The organism is Nocardia sp. NPDC055050, from assembly GCF_053608345.1.
In genome coordinates this window covers 1-15,550 of record NZ_JBSGVG010000021.1, presented here as the reverse complement: position 1 = coordinate 15,550, position 15,550 = coordinate 1, and the positions used below count along the sequence as shown (strand labels likewise).

At 67.0% G+C, this 15,550-nt stretch carries 17 protein-coding genes; 8 read left to right on the top strand and 9 right to left on the bottom strand.

Annotated features, from left to right (window positions below; all coding sequences use genetic code 11):
• Positions 1-9 precede the first annotated feature (9 nt).
• From ACWGCN_RS21695 to ACWGCN_RS21675, 5 genes are read right to left on the bottom strand one after another with little or no spacing between them, the layout of a single operon-like run.
• Positions 10-267 carry an acyl carrier protein gene (locus ACWGCN_RS21695; protein ID WP_378992514.1) on the bottom strand — a complete coding sequence of 86 codons (258 nt, stop codon included), beginning with the start codon at positions 265-267 and terminating at the stop codon, positions 10-12.
• Entirely contained in the window at positions 264-1,508 is a 1,245-nt protein-coding gene (locus tag ACWGCN_RS21690) for a ketosynthase chain-length factor (RefSeq protein ID WP_452459594.1), read from the bottom strand. The genes ACWGCN_RS21695 and ACWGCN_RS21690 overlap by 4 nt, the downstream gene beginning before the upstream one ends.
• Positions 1,505-2,776 carry a beta-ketoacyl-[acyl-carrier-protein] synthase family protein gene (locus ACWGCN_RS21685; protein WP_387447639.1) on the bottom strand — a complete coding sequence of 424 codons (1,272 nt, stop codon included), beginning with the start codon at positions 2,774-2,776 and terminating at the stop codon, positions 1,505-1,507. Before ACWGCN_RS21685 ends, ACWGCN_RS21690 begins: the two co-directional genes overlap by 4 nt.
• Positions 2,773-3,393: a TcmI family type II polyketide cyclase gene (locus tag ACWGCN_RS21680; RefSeq protein WP_378992517.1), complete on the bottom strand. Its 621-nt coding sequence runs from the start codon at positions 3,391-3,393 to the stop codon at positions 2,773-2,775. Before ACWGCN_RS21680 ends, ACWGCN_RS21685 begins: the two co-directional genes overlap by 4 nt.
• A gap of 22 nt (positions 3,394-3,415) precedes the next feature.
• On the bottom strand, positions 3,416-5,146 hold the full coding sequence (locus ACWGCN_RS21675) for an ATP-binding protein (RefSeq protein ID WP_452459595.1): 1,731 nt from the start codon (positions 5,144-5,146) through the stop codon (positions 3,416-3,418).
• Positions 5,147-5,446: 300 nt separating this feature from the next.
• Here ACWGCN_RS21675 and ACWGCN_RS21670 point away from each other — a divergent pair, with 300 nt between their 5' ends.
• The 3 genes from ACWGCN_RS21670 to ACWGCN_RS21660 are packed head-to-tail and all read left to right on the top strand — an operon-like array spanning position 5,447 to position 6,930.
• A complete protein-coding gene (locus ACWGCN_RS21670; RefSeq protein WP_378992519.1) occupies positions 5,447-5,905 on the top strand; it encodes a MarR family winged helix-turn-helix transcriptional regulator in 459 nt (152 codons plus the stop codon).
• Between the two features lie 20 nt (positions 5,906-5,925).
• Positions 5,926-6,414 (top strand): hypothetical protein, encoded by a 489-nt coding sequence (locus ACWGCN_RS21665; RefSeq protein WP_452459596.1) that lies wholly within the window; start codon positions 5,926-5,928, stop codon positions 6,412-6,414.
• Positions 6,415-6,417: 3 nt separating this feature from the next.
• Positions 6,418-6,930, top strand: coding sequence for a nuclear transport factor 2 family protein (locus ACWGCN_RS21660; RefSeq protein ID WP_378992522.1), 513 nt, complete (start codon positions 6,418-6,420; stop codon positions 6,928-6,930).
• 49 nt (positions 6,931-6,979) lie between these two features.
• Here the strand turns inward: ACWGCN_RS21660 and ACWGCN_RS21655 are convergent, their stop codons facing one another.
• Together ACWGCN_RS21655 and ACWGCN_RS21650 are read right to left on the bottom strand one after the other, a co-directional pair.
• A complete protein-coding gene (locus ACWGCN_RS21655) occupies positions 6,980-7,720 on the bottom strand; it encodes a response regulator transcription factor (protein WP_378992524.1) in 741 nt (246 codons plus the stop codon).
• 187 nt (positions 7,721-7,907) lie between these two features.
• The gene (locus ACWGCN_RS21650; protein WP_449970833.1) at positions 7,908-8,861 is read right to left on the bottom strand and encodes a helix-turn-helix domain-containing protein; all 954 of its coding nucleotides are present in this window, start codon (positions 8,859-8,861) and stop codon (positions 7,908-7,910) included.
• An 85-nt stretch (positions 8,862-8,946) separates the two neighbouring features.
• On the opposite strand from ACWGCN_RS21650, the gene ACWGCN_RS21645 reads away from it, so the two are divergent.
• Complete coding sequence (locus ACWGCN_RS21645) at positions 8,947-9,114, top strand: hypothetical protein (protein WP_378992528.1); 168 nt, start codon at positions 8,947-8,949, stop codon at positions 9,112-9,114.
• A gap of 58 nt (positions 9,115-9,172) precedes the next feature.
• On the opposite strand, the gene ACWGCN_RS21640 is transcribed toward ACWGCN_RS21645, so the two are convergent.
• Positions 9,173-9,772, bottom strand: a complete 600-nt coding sequence (locus ACWGCN_RS21640) for a DUF3043 domain-containing protein (RefSeq protein WP_378636811.1) — start codon at positions 9,770-9,772, stop codon at positions 9,173-9,175.
• Positions 9,773-10,087: 315 nt separating this feature from the next.
• Between ACWGCN_RS21640 and ACWGCN_RS21635 the strand changes: the two genes are divergently transcribed.
• Positions 10,088-10,444, top strand: a complete 357-nt coding sequence (locus ACWGCN_RS21635; protein ID WP_067459056.1) for a HesB/IscA family protein — start codon at positions 10,088-10,090, stop codon at positions 10,442-10,444.
• A 230-nt stretch (positions 10,445-10,674) separates the two neighbouring features.
• Positions 10,675-11,601 carry a carbohydrate kinase family protein gene (locus ACWGCN_RS21630; protein WP_452460341.1) on the top strand — a complete coding sequence of 309 codons (927 nt, stop codon included), beginning with the start codon at positions 10,675-10,677 and terminating at the stop codon, positions 11,599-11,601.
• Positions 11,602-11,658: 57 nt separating this feature from the next.
• On the opposite strand, the gene asnB is transcribed toward ACWGCN_RS21630, so the two are convergent.
• Positions 11,659-13,602 (bottom strand): asparagine synthase (glutamine-hydrolyzing), encoded by a 1,944-nt coding sequence (asnB, locus tag ACWGCN_RS21625; RefSeq protein ID WP_452460340.1) that lies wholly within the window; start codon positions 13,600-13,602, stop codon positions 11,659-11,661.
• A gap of 481 nt (positions 13,603-14,083) precedes the next feature.
• Between asnB and ctaC the strand changes: the two genes are divergently transcribed.
• Together ctaC and ACWGCN_RS21615 are read left to right on the top strand one after the other, a co-directional pair.
• Positions 14,084-15,073 carry an aa3-type cytochrome oxidase subunit II gene (gene ctaC / locus ACWGCN_RS21620; RefSeq protein WP_378992675.1) on the top strand — a complete coding sequence of 330 codons (990 nt, stop codon included), beginning with the start codon at positions 14,084-14,086 and terminating at the stop codon, positions 15,071-15,073.
• Between the two features lie 10 nt (positions 15,074-15,083).
• Positions 15,084-15,500: a cytochrome c oxidase subunit 4 gene (locus ACWGCN_RS21615; protein ID WP_056816603.1), complete on the top strand. Its 417-nt coding sequence runs from the start codon at positions 15,084-15,086 to the stop codon at positions 15,498-15,500.
• The last annotated feature ends 50 nt before the right edge of the window (positions 15,501-15,550 follow it).

The window sequence follows — 15,550 nt, the reverse complement described above, 5'->3', positions numbered from 1 at the left end:
TGACTCCTTCTAGGGGGTGCGAACGGGGAGAAGGGCGTTCACCGCGTCGAGAAAGGTGCGCGGTGTGGTCGCTTCGATCACGGTCGAGTCGTCGAGGGTCACCCCGAATTCGCGTTCGACGCGGCTGGCGGTCTCGAGCATCGCGAGGGAGTCGTAGCCGAGATCGTCGAAGGTGAGGTCGAGGATGTCGGACTCCAGGTCGACGTTCTCGGGTTCGCCGGAGCCTTCGAGGAGGATCCGGGTCAGGTCGTCGAGGGTGAATGTCATGAGATTTCCCTTCCTTCGGGTGCGGACACGACCATGGCGGAGTTGAATCCGCCGTAGCCGCGTGCCAGGACGAGTGCGGCACGCACCGTCGCGTGCCGCACCCCACCGACCACCAGGTCCAGTGGCGAGTCGGCGTTCGGGGTGACGTTGATCGTCGGTGGGATCTCGCCGGTCGACATGGCGAGCAGCGCGGTGGCGACATCGAGGGGGCCCGCTCCCGAATACAGCCGTCCCGTCATGGTTTTCGGTGCGGTGACGGGGACGCCGCGGTGACCGAAGACCGCGGTGATGGCGTCGGACTCGATCTGATCGTGCTCGGGCAGACCCGCGGCGTCGGCGAACACCACGTCGATATCGCTCGGCGCGAGTCCGGCATCGGCGAGCGCCCGTTCGATCGCCGCGCGCAGGGCCGGTTCGCGACCGGTTCCGGGCGCGGGATCGAACGTCGCCGCGTATCCGGCGATCTCGCCGTAGCTGCGCGCTCCCCGGGCGGTGGCCGCCGCCGCCGACTCGAGGATCAGGATCGCGCCGCCCTCACCCGGGACATGGCCCGCGGCCCGCGCGTCGAACGGCAGGTAGGCGGCGTCGGGATCGGCGCCCGCGTGCAACCGGCCGCTCGTCCACAGTGCCGCCCAGCCCCACGGGCACAGCGTGGCGTCCATCGCGCCCGACACCATCAGCGCGGTGCCTCGGCGAATCTGCCTGCGCGCATGGGCGATCGCGTCGAGGCCGCCTGCCTGGTCGCTGACCAGGACACCGCTGGGCCCTTTCATACCGTGACGAATGGAGATCTGGCCGCTGTTGACCGCGTAGAACCAGGCGAAGGACTGATAGGCGCTGACGAAACGGCTACCCCGGCTCCAGAGATTCCCGAGCTCCTTCTGCGCGAACTCGAAACCGCCCGAGGACGAGGCGGTGAGCACGCCCATGTCGAAGTCGTCGAGCTCGCCGGTGTCGATGCCGGCATCGGCCAGTGCCCATTCGGCCGCGACGAGAGCGAGGCGGGTCACCTGATCTGTCTGAGGCAGAAGGCGATTGGGCAGGTGTTGCTGGGGATCGAAGTCGTCGATCTCACCGGCCAGCGTGGCCGGGTAGCCCGCCGGATCGAAGCGGGTGAGTCGGCCGATGCCACTGCGGCCCCCGCGCACCGCATCCCAATAGGGCTGAGTACCGAGGCCGTTCGGCGCGGTGATGCCGATGCCGGTGACCACCGCGCGGGTGTCGTCGAGTACCGCGGTCATGCCGCGACTCCTTTCGCCGTGGTGAGGACCATCGCGCTCTGGAAGCCGCCGAAGCCGCTGCCCACCGTGAGTACGGTGTCGGTGCGGTGCTCACGGGCGGTGAGCGGCACGTAGTCGAGGTCGCATTCGGGGTCGGCGGTGTGCAGGTTCGCCGTCGGCGGCACCACGTCGGCGCCGATCGCCAGGACCGAGGCCGCGATCTCGATCGAGCCGATCGCGCCGAGCGAATGCCCGACCATCGACTTGATCGAGCTCACCGGGGTGTCATAGGCGTGTGAACCCAAACTGCGCTTGAACGCGGCGGTTTCGTGCCGGTCGTTCTGCTTGGTGCCCGAGCCGTGCGCGTTGATGTAGTCGATCGAGTCGCCGGGCAGCCGGGCCTCGTGCAGCGCCACCCGGATGGCCTCGGCCATCTCGACGCCGTCGGGGCGCAACCCGGTCATGTGATAGGCGTTCGCGCGGGTGGCGTAGCCGGCGATCTCGGCGTAGATGTGCGCACCGCGCCGCCGGGCCGCGGACAGTTCCTCGAGGACGAACAGGGCCGCGCCCTCACCCAGGACGAAGCCGGTGCGGGAGGCATCGAACGGCCGGGAGGCGGTTTCGGGGGAGTCGTGGCGCGGGGTGGTCGCCTTGATCGCGTCGAAGCAGGCCATCGTGATCGGCGAGATCGGCGCGTCCGAGGCGCCGGTGACCATGATGTCCACCGAGCCTTCGGCGATGAGCTGGGCGGCGTACCCGACCGAGTCGAGACCGGACGTGCAGCCCGAGGACACCACGGTCGCCGGCCCTTGCGCGCCGACCGCGAAGGCCACCTCGGCGGCGAACGAGCCGGGCGACAGATGGTGGTAGAGGTGCTGGTCGGCGTACTTCTGGTCGACCAGTTCCAGGCGTCCGCCATTGCTGATCACGCGGTAGTCCTGCTCCAGGCGCATCGTCGCGCCGACCGCGCTGCCCAGTGCCACCCCGATCGAGTACGGGTCGATGGTGTCGAACTCGAGCCCGCTGTCGGCCACCGCGCTGCGCGCGCCGACGACGGCGAACTGTGCCGCGCGGTCGAGTCGCTGGATCTCGTGGGGAGTGAGGCCGTGCAGTTCGGGGTCGAAGTCGACCTCGGCCGCGACCTTGGACCGGAACTGCTCGGGATCGAAGAAGCTGATCCGCCGGGTGGCGGTGCGGCCGGCGGTGAGCAGTTCCCAGAACTGCTTGGTGCCGACTCCGCCGGGGGCGATCACCTCCATTCCGGTGATGACGACGCGCCGGGTGTTCACTGTGCCTCCCAGTGGTAGAAGCGGTGTGCGACCGCGTCGGCCGGCTTGCGCCAGGTCGACGAGTCGTACTTGTCGATCAGGGGGTCGAGGTCGTCGCAGATCTGGATGAAGCGCGGGTCGGCTTGCTTCCACGCCTGGGCGATCACCGCACCGCCGTCGGGGGTTTCGAAGTCCTGCAGGTGGAAATAGACGCCGCCGAGGGCGAAGAGCTGCCTGCGCCGGGTGCCCATCCGGTGGGGGACGTCGGTGGTGTCGAAATCGGCGAACAGCTGCGCGACCTGCGGGCGGCGTTCGGGGACAAGGCGATTGACGACGAGGGTGCTGAACATGGCGGGGTCCACCGGGCCGGGCAGCCAGTGGTAGTAGCGCTCGGCGAGCACGGTGGTGTCGAAGGGCGCGATATCGGCGCCGAGGTCGGGGCCCTCGGGCTCGCCGGGCAGCGGTGTGTCGCTGTCGACGATGTGGATGAGCAGGTCGTCGTGATAGTGGAACAGTTGGCGGCGAACGATTTTCGCGTCCGTCGGGGCCGCCGTGGCATCGTGCTCGGCGAACCTGCCCGCCACGCGTGCGCGGGCCGCGATAGTGGTCGTCCTGGCGACCGTGACTGTCGTATGCATCCGGTGTCGGCTCCTCTGCGGTTCAGTTCTGGATCCGGCACAGCACGGCGCCGCTGCCGATACTGGTGCCGATGTCGGTGATTAGGCCGACGACGATGCCCGCCTTGTGGGCGGTGACCGGTTGTTCCATCTTCATCGCCTCGATCACCGCGATGAGCTGCCCGGATGCCACCGAATCGCCTTCGGCGGCAGCGAGTTTCACCAGAGTTCCGGCCATAGGGGCGGTCAGTGAGTCGCCGCTGGGGGTAGCGGCGGCGCTCACGCGCAGGGGGCGAGGCGAGGGTCGGGAGGCCGGTTTGGTGCCGCGCGCGGGCAGGGTCACCTCCACTCGTTTACCGCGCACTTCGAGCACCACGGTCTCGCGCGGCGCCGTGGCACCGGGCGGTGCGGCGGTATCGGGGTAGGGCTCGATGGTGTTGTCGAACTCGGTCTCGATCCAGCGGGTGTGTACGCGGAACGGCGCGTCGGTGAAGGCGGGGTCGGCGACCACCGCGCGGTGCAGCGGCAGCACGGTCGCGATGCCGTCGATCGCGAACTCGCTGAGCGCGCGCGCCGCCCGTTGCAGTGCCTGGGTCCGGTTCTCGCCGGTGACGATGAGCTTGGCCAGCAGTGAATCCCAGTTCGCGCCGACCTCGGTGCCCCCCTCGACCCCGGAGTCGACCCGCACGCCCGGACCGCTCGGGGTCCGGTAGCCGGTGATCGTGCCGGGCATCGGCGCGAAGTTGCGCCCGGCGTCCTCGCAATTGACGCGGAACTCGATCGAGTGCCCACGCGTCGGGGGATCGGGATAGTCGAGGAGTCCGCCCGCGGCGATGCGCAGTTGCTCGCGGACCAGGTCGATGCCCGTGACCTCCTCCGAGACCGGGTGTTCCACCTGGAGCCGGGTGTTGACCTCGAGAAAGGACAGCGTGCCGTCGGCGCCGATCAGGAACTCACAGGTGCCCGCACCCACGTAGCCCGCGGCACGCAGGATGGCCTTGGAGGATTCGACCAGCGCGCTGTGCTGCGCGGGCGTGAGGAACGGCGCCGGCGCCTCCTCCACGAGCTTCTGATGACGGCGCTGCAGCGAACAATCCCTGGTCGAGACCACGACCACGGTGCCTGCCGTGTCGGCGAGGCACTGCGTCTCCACGTGCCGCGGGGAATCCAGATAGCGTTCCACGAAGCATTCGCCTCGACCGAACGCGGCCGTCGCCTCGCGGACCGCCGAGGCGAAGCACTCCGGGATCTCGGCGAGGGTGCGCGCCACCTTGAGCCCGCGACCGCCGCCGCCGTATGCCGCCTTGATGGCGACCGGCAAGCCGTGGGCCCGGGCGAACGCCACGACCTCGTCCGGATCCGATACCGGGCCCGGGGTACCCGCCACGATCGGCGCGCCCGCCGCGACCGCGATCGTGCGGGCGGTGACCTTGTCGCCGAGATCGCGGATCACCGAGGGCGGCGGGCCGATCCAGATCAGTCCCGCCGCCAGGACCGCGGCGGCGAATTCCGCGTTCTCCGACAGGAAGCCGTAGCCGGGATGGACCGCGTCGGCACCCGCGGCTCGCGCTGCGGCGAGTACCGCCTCGACATCGAGATAGCTGGACTGCGCCGTGTCGCCGCCCAGTGCGTAGGCTTCGTCGGCGGTGCGCACATGCAGTGCGTCGCGGTCGGGATCGGCGTACACCGCCACCGCGGTGATGCCCGCGTCACGGCAGGCTCGTGCGATTCTGACGGCGATCTCACCGCGGTTGGCGATCAGCACTTTTCGCACGATGCCTCCTGAAAGTCGTTGGGACGCTTCACTAATCGTGCGTAACGGAGATCACCATATGGTGAACGGAACCTCCGGAAATCTTCAGGAGCTGCGCGCGCCGGGCGCCCCAGCCTGTGGAGTTCGTCCAATTCATCCGGGCTGGTTCAGGTTTCGCTCCGCCCGGTTGCCGACGGTGTGCGTCGGCCCTAGCATCACGCGCCGGCTCCGCGTCGACCGGGTGTCCGCTACCGGTCGCAATTACATGGCTTGCCATGTAATCTGAGGGGAGCCGCAGATCAACGACGATGGAAGGTGGGTATGGAACCGCTCGAGACGCTACCGATGGATCGGAGCAACTCCCTGGGGTACGTGATCAACCATCTGGCGCGGCTCATGGAACAGGCACTGCGCGACCGAATCGCCGGGCACGGTGTGGTGCCCGGGCAGTTCGCACAACTGCTCGCGCTGTACGAGGAGGAGGGGATCTCGCAGCTGCAACTCTGCGAGAAGGTCCGGATCGACCAGTCGACGATGGCCCACACGCTCAAGCGGATGGAGCGCGACGGCCTCATCCAGCGCACCGCCGACCCGCAGGACGGCCGGCGAGCGCTGATCTACCTCACCGACCGGTCCCGGCGATTGCGCACCGCGCTGATCGCCGCGGCCGGGGAGGTGAACGACATCGCGACCGCGGGGTTCCCCGAGGTCCGCGGTGACGACTTCATCCGCATGGTTCGACAGGCGATCGGCAACCTCGAGGCCGATCGGTCCACATGACCATCGAAGAGAGGTAAACCATGCTCTCCCGCATCCATCCCGTCGCGGGCACGATCGGATTGCTCACGATTCTCACCTTCTGGACCTCGACTGTGGTGAGTGAGCTCAGCGGTTCCAAGGACGCGATCATCGCGGTGAAGCAGACCATCCCGTGGGCGTTGCCGATCCTGGTGCTCGCCCTCGCCGCCACCGGCGGCACCGGCTTCCGGCTGGCCGGGGACTCCACGATGCCCCCGATCCTCGCGAAGAAGCGCCGGATGCCGTTCATCGCGGGTAACGGGTTGCTCGTGCTGATTCCCTCGGCGATCACCCTTTCCATCCTCGCGGGCCGCGACGAGTTCGGGCCGTTGTTCTACGGCGTGCAAGCGCTCGAACTCGTCGCCGGTGCTACAAATATCGTGCTCATGTCACTCAATATTCGCGACGGCTTCCGCATCACCGGCCGTTTCGACAAGTCGAAATCGGAAAATCGAACCGCTACCATCGGTAGCGAGGAATCTCAGGGATAAATGATGAACGAGACCATTCTCCGTGCTGAGCTCGAATCGCTTCGCGCGGAAGTCCGTGAATTGCGCGACCATCGTGAGATCGCGGCACTCTTCGATACCTTCTTCTTTTTCGAAGATCGCAAATCGATGGACGACGCGTGGGCGCAAGCCATTTTCACCGACGATGTTCTTCTCGAATTGCCGCCCGAGGATTATCGCGGTATCGAGGGAATCGCCGCGCATATGACCTATGTGGTCAACCTGTTCGGTCCGACCCATCACACCACCACCGATTGTCATGCCGATATCGACGGCGACACCGCCGCGGTGCGGCTCAATCTCACCGCGACCCACAAGCACGTGGTGCCGGGCGAGGCGCCACTGCTGGTCTGGGGCTACCTCGACGCTGATGTCGCGCGCACCGCCGCGGGGTGGCGGATCGCTCGGATGAAGTTCATCAAGGTGCTGCGCACCGGCGAGGCGCCGCCCGGATTCGCGTTCGACGAGAACCTGAACGTGGTCGCGGTCGGTAGCTGAGAGAGCGAAGCCGCCGACTCCTCGGAGTCGGCGGCTTCGTCGTTGCCCCTCAGTCGCGCGGCATCAGCTTGAAGCCGATTCCGCGAACGGCGACGATCCAATTGCTGGCGCCCAGCTTCGCCCGCAGGCTGCTGACGTGCGTGTCCACCGTGTGTTGCGACCAGGAACCGTCCCAGATCTCGCCCAGGATCTGCTTGCGCGCCACCACGATTCCCGGGCGGCGTGACAGCATCAGCAGCAGGTCGAACTCTTTTCTGGTGAGTGCGAGCGGGCGTCCGCGCAGGGTGGCCTCGCGGGCCCACTCGTCGACGCGCAGCGCGCCGCATCCCGAGGGGGACGCACCGTTCTCGGTCTGTGGGCTGACCCGCCGCATGAGCGAGTCGATGCGGGCGACCAGTTCCCTGATGCCGAACGGTCGGGTGACATAGTCGTCGGCGCCGGAGCGCAGGCCGAGTACGCAGTCCAATTCGGAATCGCGATCGGTGACAACGATGATCGGAACCGTATGGCGCGCACGGATGGAACGGCATACCTCGAATCCGTCGAAATCGGGGAGATCGGGATCGAGCAGTACCAGATCGGCACGGCCGAACAGCTTCAGTGCCATTCTTCCGGTATCGACGGTGGCAACCTGGTGGCCATATCGGGGGAGTTCGCTGTCGAGCGATCCGACAGCATCCGAACCCGCCGCGATAAGAATGCGCCATGACCGTTCCACGGCGACGAGGCGAGGCTCGGGGAAATTCGGGGCGAGCTCGGTGTCGGTTTCCTTGAGTTCGCTGCTACGCATGGCTCGAATACCCTACCGTCCTGGGCATCGAAATGCCGCGCTGACGACCACACTGCTACGGGCGGTCGGGATTTCACCGGTCAGTATCAGCGTAGCCGACTCATTTCATTCGTGCACTGTGGAGTTAGTCGCCTTTTTGCGGAAAAGCGTCCGGATCGGTATTCCACGCACAATAACGGACGGTTGTTCAGCCTGCCGCGCCGAAGCGGCGGCGGTATTCGGTGGGGGCGATGCCGACCTGGCGCTGGAAGTGGTGGCGCAACAGGGCGCCGGAGCCGAAGCCGGACTCGTCGGCGATCCGTTCCAGGGCCATGTCGGTGGTTTCGAGCAGGTGCTTGGCGAACAGGACGCGCTGAGTGGTGAGCCATTTGACCGGGGTGGTGCCGGTTTCGGCGGCGAAGCGGCGGGCGAAGGTGCGGGTGGACATGCTGGAGCGGGCCGCGAGCTCGTCGACGGTGTGTGGGTGGGCGAGGTTCTCGGTGAGCCAGGCCAGGGTGGTGGACAGGCCGATCGAACTGCACTCGGGGACCGGCTGCTCGATGAACTGGCGCTGGCCGCCGTCGCGCTGCGGCGGCACGACCATGCGCCGCGCGATGCCGTTGGCGGCGGCGGTACCGATCTCGCGGCGGACCAGGTGCAGGCAGGCGTCGATACCCGCGGCGGTGCCCGCGCTGGTGATCAGGTTCCCTTCGTCGACGAACAGGACGTCGGGGTCGACGGTAGCCTCGGGGAACATCGCGGCCAGTCTGTCGACATACCGCCAGTGGGTGGTGCACTTGCGGCCGTCGAGCAGGCCGGCCGCGCCGGCCAGGAAGGCGCCCGAGCAGACGGTGAGGACGGTCGCGCCCGCGTCGGCCGCCCCGCGCACCGCCTCGAGTACCCGGTCGTCGTACTGGTCGATCGGGGAGGCCGGGATGGCGACCAAGTCGGCCTTCGCGAGTTGGTCGAGGCCGAATTCCGGGGTGACGGCGATGCCGGGGGTGGTGGAACGCAGTGGCGTGCCCGGGTCGGCGCCGCAGACCCGGAAGTCGAAGCCGGGCAGGCCGTCGGCCGTGCGGTCGAGGCCGAAAACCTCACAGACGACACCGAATTCGAACATCGCGAGCCGGTCGCTGAGCACCACGGCAACCTTCGAGAGCATGCCTCATCGTAGCTGGCTGAATCTTTACGCACAATGACAGAACAGCCACTTTCGGCTGAAAATCATCGAGCGCAAAATTACTGCCATGCTTACTTTTCTGATCGTCCTCACCGCCGTCATCGGACTCGCCGTACTGATCGGTCGCGGCACCGCCGGCTCCACCGGGATCGTCGACCGCGACGCTCAGCGCATGGACACCGAGCTCAAAGCCATCGCGGGCTACGCCGACTACATCCGCCCGAGCCATCACTGAAAAGACGAATGCCGCCCCATCCGCAGGGATGAGACGGCATTCGCAAGTCCGGTTGAACTCAGACGGCGTCGCCGGGGCCGACCCGCGGCTTCGGAGCGCGCATCTTGCGGATCTGCGAGGCGCGGACGAAGGCGTACCAGCCGAGCTTGAAGCCGGTGTCGGTGGTGTCGGGGAACCGTTCGATCACCCGGTTGCTCACGATCTTGCCCAGGACGAAGCCCTCGATGATCATGAAGACCATCATCACCAGCATGGCCAGGGTGACGATGGTCTGCAGGCCGGGGGCGACGAACATCGACAGGATCAGCACCAGCGCCATCGGCATGAACAGGCCGACGAGGTTGCGGCGGGCGTCCACCAGGTCGCGCACATACGCGCGGACCGGGCCCTGATCGCGGGGCAGCAGATACTTGTCCTCGCCGGCGAGCATGCGGGCGCGGCGGTCCTGCACGGCGGCGCGACGGTCGGCGGCGGCGGCCTTGCGGTCCTGTTTGGTGCCCTTGACAGCCTTGCGGCGCGCGCGGGCTTCCTTGGCGGTCAGCGGGGCGGGCGCGATCGGACCGCGCCGCTTGCCTTCTGCCTCACGCCTTTTCGGCGTCGGCCTGCCCTTACCGGGAGTGGTCGACGCCGTGGCGGCGGCCTGTTCGGAGTCGGACACCGACGGGTCGACGGACTCGTCGATGGTGCTGGACTCGTCGCGACGAAACAATTTCACGTTCACCAGGCTATTCGATGATGCCGACCATCGGGAAATGCGGTCCGCTCAGCGGTGGGCCCGGTCTCATCCGCGGCCGGGCTGCGACGCAGATCACGCCGTCACAGGGCGTACTGTGGGCACAAGCACCCAGGTGGCGTCCACTGGCTGCGCCGAGGGTGGCAAAATAGGAATAGCAGTTGCTGCGACAGCGTTGAAGACAGTCGTGCGCTGTGCACCTGAGGTCCGTTGACGGGCTGAGTCGAACTAGGAGTGTCCATGACTGTGCAGAACGAGACCGCCACCGAGACCCACGGTGCGACGTTGACCGACGCTGCCGCCATCAAGGCGAAGGCGCTGCTCGACCAGGAGGGCCGCGACGATCTGGCCCTGCGGATCGCCGTGCAGCCCGGTGGCTGTGCCGGTCTGCGTTACCAGCTGTTCTTCGACGATCGCATCCTCGACGGTGACATCGTCGTGGAGTTCTCCGGCGTGAAGCTGGCCGTCGATCGCATGAGCGCCCCGTACATCGACGGCGCCTCGATCGACTTCGTCGACACCATCGAGAAGCAGGGCTTCACCATCGACAACCCCAACGCCACCGGCTCCTGCGCCTGCGGCGATTCGTTCAACTGATGTTCGGCGCCGCGGGTTAGCGGCGCCGTAACCTCGCCTTCGAGGGCGCGCCCGGGATCATTGTGGTTGCGTGGCGAGGTAGCGAACAGGTGAACCACAGGCGGTAGCGCTTGCTAACGTTGAAGTCCGGGATCGGGTGATCCCGGACTTTCTGTTTTCCTCGTCTAGCGTCGAAGGGGCCCTGCCTCGTGTCTGTTGCCGTGTCCGCATCCATCGCCACCGACCACCTCATGCGCTTCCCCGGCCGGTTCGCCGATGCGCTGCTCGCCGATCAACTCGATCATGTGTCCTTGAGCTTCCTCGTCGACGATCTGCAGATCCGCCGCGGCGGAGTGGCGGGCAACATCGCCTACGCGATGGGCCTGCTGAAGCAGCGTCCGGTGCTCGTCGGTGCCGTCGGCGCCGACTTCGCCGAGTACCGCCAGTGGCTGGAGGCCAGCGGCGTCGACTGCTCGGCCGTGCACGTGTCCGCGACATCGCACACCGCCCGGTTCGTGTGCACCACCGATGAGACGATGGCGCAGATCGCGTCGTTCTACCCGGGGGCGATGAGCGAGGCGCGCGATATCGATATCGCCGCGATCGCCGCCGCCCACGAGGTCGACCTGGTGCTGGTCGGGGCGAACGACCCCGACGCGATGGTCGCGCACACCCGCCAGGCCAAGGCGCAGGGCATCGCCTATGCCGCCGACCCGTCCCAGCAGCTGGCCCGTCTCGACGGCGAGCAGGCAACCGAACTGGTCGACGGCGCCGCCTACCTGTTCACCAACAAGTACGAGTGGGCCCTGCTGCAGCAGAAGACCGGCCTCAGCGAAGCCGACATCACCGCCAAGGTCGGCATCCGGGTCACCACGCTGGGCTCCGAAGGTGTGCTCGTCGTCGACGCCGACGGCACCGAGATCCGCGTCGGCGTGGTGCCCGAGGTGGCCAAGGTCGACCCGACCGGCGTCGGCGACGGTTTCCGCGCCGGCTTCCTCACCGCCCACCGCGCCGGCCTGACCCTGGAACGCGCCGCCCAGCTCGGCTCCCTGATCGCCGTCCTGATCCTGGAGACCACCGGCACCCAGGAGTGGACCCTCAACACCGACGACGCCCTCGAGCGCCTCACCAAGGCCTACGGCTCGGATGCCGCCGACGAACTGGCCTTCCTGCTCTGACTACAGAACGCGAACGCCCCCTGGATCTTTCGATCCAGGGGGCGTTCTTCTGTGCGTCTACAGCGAGACCGGGTAGACCGGTTCCTGGATTTCGGGCTTGATGCGGTCCTCGACGAAGATGCCGTGCCAGACCATGAAGACCAGGACGGTCCAGAGGCGGCGGCTGTGGTCGGAGATGCCCGCTTTGTGGTCGCGGAGCATCTGGAGGACGGCCGGCTTGTGCAGCAGGTGGTCGGTCTGGGACTCGGCGATCTGGGTTTCGGCCCAGTCGTAGAGTTCGGTGCCGCGCAGCCAGTGGCGCAGCGGGACCGGGAAGCCGAGCTTGGCGCGGTGCAGGACGTGGTCGGGGACGATGCCGTCCAGGGCCTGGCGCAGCGCGTACTTCGAGGTTTCCTTGGTGATCTTCTGATCGAACGGGATGCCCTCGGCGACGCGCATGACCTCGTTGTCCAGGAACGGCACGCGCAGTTCCAGGGAGTTGGCCATGGTCATCTTGTCGGCCTTGACCAGGATGTCGCCGCGCAGCCAGGTGAACAGGTCCAGGTGCTGCATGCGCGCGACCGGGTCCCAGCCCGCGGACTGGGCGTAGATCGGCGCGGTGACGTCCTGGTGGGTCCACTCGGGGCGGAAGTCGCGCAGGACCGCGCGCAGCTGGGCGTCGTTGAAGCTGCGGGCGTTGCCGTAGTAGCGGTCTTCGAGGCTGAGCGAGCCGCGCTGCAGCAGCGACTTGCCGCGCTTGCCGTCGGGGATCTTGTCACCGAGCTTGCCGAGCAGTTTGCGCGCACCGGCGGGCAGATACTCGAAGGGCTTGAGCGACAACGGTTCCCGATAGATCGTGTAGCCGCCGAACAGTTCGTCGGCGCCCTCGCCGGAGAGCACCACCTTGACGTGCTTGCGGGCTTCCTTGGCCACGAAGTACAGCGGGACCAGGGCGGGGTCGGCGACCGGGTCGTCGAGGTACCAGACGATCTCGGGAATCGCGGCGGCGAACTCGGCGGGGGAGACCACCTTGACGATGTGGCGGGCGCCGATCAGCTCGGCGCTCTCGGCGGCCACGTCGACCTCGGAGTAGCCCTCGCGCTCGAACCCGGTGGTGAAGGTGATCAGCTTCGGGTTGTGGCGCATGGCCAGCGCGGCGATGGCGGTGGAGTCTATGCCGCCCGACAGGAACGAACCGACGGTCACATCGGCGCGCATGTGCTTGGCGACCGAGTCCTCGAGCGCCGCGGCGATCTCGGCGTAGCGGGCCTTCTCCGACCCCGCCACGAACGGGCGGACCCGGAAGTCGGGGCGGAAATAGCGGGTGACAACGGGTTCCTGGCCGACCTTCACCGTGGCGTAGTTGCCGGACTCGAGGCGACGGATGTTGCGGTGCAGCGACTCGGGCTCTGGCACGTACTGCAGCACCGTGTAGTGCTCGAGCGCGCGCGGGTCCAGCTCGTCGGACAGTTCCAGCGGGCTCAGCAGTTCGAGCAGGCTCTTCTTCTCGCTGGCGAAGGCGGTGCCGCCGGGGCCGGTCGCGATGAACAGCGGCTTGATGCCGAACGGATCGCGCGCGAGGAACAGTTCCGAGGTCTCGGTGTCCCAGATCGCGAAGGCGAACATGCCGCGCAGCTTGCGCACGGCCTCGGGACCCCAGAAGTGGAAGGCGGCCACGATGGCCTCGCCGTCACCGTCGGTGGCGAAGATCTTGCCATCGGGGAATGCGGCGCCGTGCTCGGCGGCCAGCTGCTCACGCAGTTCGAGGTAGTTGTAGATCTCGCCGTTGAAGGTCATCGCGTAGCGCTGCGGGTTGTCCGCGGGGCCCCAGCGCAGCGGCTGGTGCGAGTGCTCGATATCGATGATGGACAGGCGATTGAACCCGAAGATCATGTGATCGTCGTGCCAGGTGCCCTTCTCGTCCGGGCCACGATGCCGCTGGCAGTGCAGCGCGTCGTACACCTGATCGACCACCGCGGTCGTCGCGGAATCAGCTGTCAGGAATCCGAGCAGTCCGCACACGGTGTCGCCCAACCTTCTCTCGTTCGATGATGGGTGGCCACAACGGGCCGAAACGCTGTGTCCGAGTATGCCGCACGCCTGCCCGACACGCCGCGCTCGCCCGCTCCCGCGGGGTGCGCAGCCACCAGACGAGGGCCAAACCGCAGGTCGCGATGTTCGGCGCGGTCACGGCGGAGTGTCGAAAGTGACCCCGCGACAAGACAGTGCCCGCTTTGGTCTACGCTGCGTAGTACTCAGGTCCTTCTCAGGTGTGCAGGCGTCACAGCGGCAATACTTCGAGAGGCCTGAAACTGCTTTGAAGAGGTGTCGGAACGGGCGAATCGCCGCCCGGACGACGCAATGTGTCGGAATGTGTGGCGACCAGGAAGGCGTGAGCGTGGCGCACAAGGCGAGCGAAGAGATCGGGGCACGACCCGAGAAGGGTCGGCAGGGCCGGATCCTTCGGCGGGCCGGGCTGGCGGTGTCCTTGGGGATCACCGCGATGCTCGTCTCGGGCTGCTCGATCGACAATGTTTGGCTCCGGTTCGGCTGGCCGTCGGGTATCACCCCGCAGGCCACCCGGATGCGCGAGCTGTGGACCTGGTCGGTGCTGGCCGCGCTCGCCATGGGCGTGCTGGTCTGGGGTCTGACCTTCTGGACGGTCATCTTCCACCGCAAGCGCAAGAACTCCCCGGAGTTCCCGCGCCAGACCGGCTACAACGTGTCGCTGGAGCTGACCTACACGGCGATCCCGTTCGTGATCATCGCGGTGCTGTTCTACTTCACCGTGGTCGTGCAGAACTATGTGCACGAGAAGACCGACAACCCGGATGTCACCGTCGACGTGACCGCCTTCCAGTGGAACTGGAAGTTCGGCTACCGCAACATCAACAACGTCGGCGGTCTCACCTGGAACGGCATCGACACGGAGAAGGAGCTGCTGAACGAAGAGCAGCTCGCCGAATACCGTGAGCTGAAGAACGACAAGGGTCACCCGCAGCCGGGCCCCCTGCACGGCAAGCCGGCCAACGACATCCTCTCGTACCTGCACTACGACAAGGTCGAGACCTTCGGCTCCAGCGAAGAGATTCCGGTCCTGGTGCTGCCGACCGGTAAGCGCATCGAGTTCCAGCTCGCCGCCGCCGACGTGATCCACGCCTTCTGGGTGCCGGAGTTCATGTTCAAGCGCGACGTGATGCCGAACCCGAAGGAAAACCAGTCCGACAACGTCTTCCAGATCTCCGAGATCGAGAAGGAAGGCGCGTTCGTCGGCCGCTGCGCCGAGATGTGCGGCACCTACCACTCGATGATGAACTTCGAGGTCCGCGCGGTCTCGCCGGAGAAGTACGCCAAGTACATGCAGGCGCGCATCGAGGGCAAGACCAACGGTGAGGCGCTGGCATCGATCGGCGAGTCGCCGGTGGCCACCTCCACGTACCCCTTCAACACCAAGCGTGATGCCAAGAGCGCTTCGGTGAACGAGAGCAAGTGAGGATTCTGATATGAGGATCGAAGCGCGGATCTTCGAACTGCTCACGGCGTTCTTCATCCTGGTGGGCATCGTCTACGGCTTCTTCACCGCCCAGTCGCGCACCGGCATCGAGTGGGCAGGCACTACCGCGATCGTGCTGACCGCGGGTCTGTCGCTGATCATCGGCACCTACTTCCGGTTCGTCGCGCGTCGCATCGACCTGCGTCCCGAGGACTACGAAGAGGCCGAGATCGTCGACGGCGCCGGTGACCTGGGCTTCTTCTCGCCCGGTAGCTTCTGGCCCATCCTCCTCGCGGGCGCCGGTTCGGTGACCGCGCTGGGTCTGGCGTTCTTCCAGTTCTGGCTGATCGGCCTCGGCGTGGTGCTCGTGCTCGCCGCCGCCGCCGGCCTGGTCTTCGAGTACTACCTGGGTGCCGAGAAGCACTGATCCATCAGGAAACGGTCGCCGCGACGCCCTCGAGCCGAGGGAGTCGCGGC

What these genes read in the sequence shown, in the direction of transcription:
- ACWGCN_RS21695 (WP_378992514.1), bottom strand. Translation starts at nt 267, where the DNA reads ATGACATTCACCCTCGACGACCTGACCCGGATCCTCCTCGAAGGCTCC.
- ACWGCN_RS21690 (WP_452459594.1), bottom strand. Translation starts at nt 1,508, where the DNA reads ATGACCGCGGTACTCGACGACACCCGCGCGGTGGTCACCGGCATCGGC.
- ACWGCN_RS21680 (WP_378992517.1), bottom strand. Translation starts at nt 3,393, where the DNA reads ATGCATACGACAGTCACGGTCGCCAGGACGACCACTATCGCGGCCCGC.
- ACWGCN_RS21670 (WP_378992519.1), top strand. Translation starts at nt 5,447, where the DNA reads ATGGAACCGCTCGAGACGCTACCGATGGATCGGAGCAACTCCCTGGGG.
- ACWGCN_RS21665 (WP_452459596.1), top strand. Translation starts at nt 5,926, where the DNA reads ATGCTCTCCCGCATCCATCCCGTCGCGGGCACGATCGGATTGCTCACG.
- ACWGCN_RS21660 (WP_378992522.1), top strand. Translation starts at nt 6,418, where the DNA reads ATGAACGAGACCATTCTCCGTGCTGAGCTCGAATCGCTTCGCGCGGAA.
- ACWGCN_RS21655 (WP_378992524.1), bottom strand. Translation starts at nt 7,720, where the DNA reads ATGCGTAGCAGCGAACTCAAGGAAACCGACACCGAGCTCGCCCCGAAT.
- ACWGCN_RS21650 (WP_449970833.1), bottom strand. Translation starts at nt 8,861, where the DNA reads ATGCTCTCGAAGGTTGCCGTGGTGCTCAGCGACCGGCTCGCGATGTTC.
- ACWGCN_RS21645 (WP_378992528.1), top strand. Translation starts at nt 8,947, where the DNA reads ATGCTTACTTTTCTGATCGTCCTCACCGCCGTCATCGGACTCGCCGTA.
- ACWGCN_RS21635 (WP_067459056.1), top strand. Translation starts at nt 10,088, where the DNA reads ATGACTGTGCAGAACGAGACCGCCACCGAGACCCACGGTGCGACGTTG.
- ACWGCN_RS21630 (WP_452460341.1), top strand. Translation starts at nt 10,675, where the DNA reads ATGCGCTTCCCCGGCCGGTTCGCCGATGCGCTGCTCGCCGATCAACTC.
- ctaC (WP_378992675.1), top strand. Translation starts at nt 14,084, where the DNA reads ATGCTCGTCTCGGGCTGCTCGATCGACAATGTTTGGCTCCGGTTCGGC.
- ACWGCN_RS21615 (WP_056816603.1), top strand. Translation starts at nt 15,084, where the DNA reads ATGAGGATCGAAGCGCGGATCTTCGAACTGCTCACGGCGTTCTTCATC.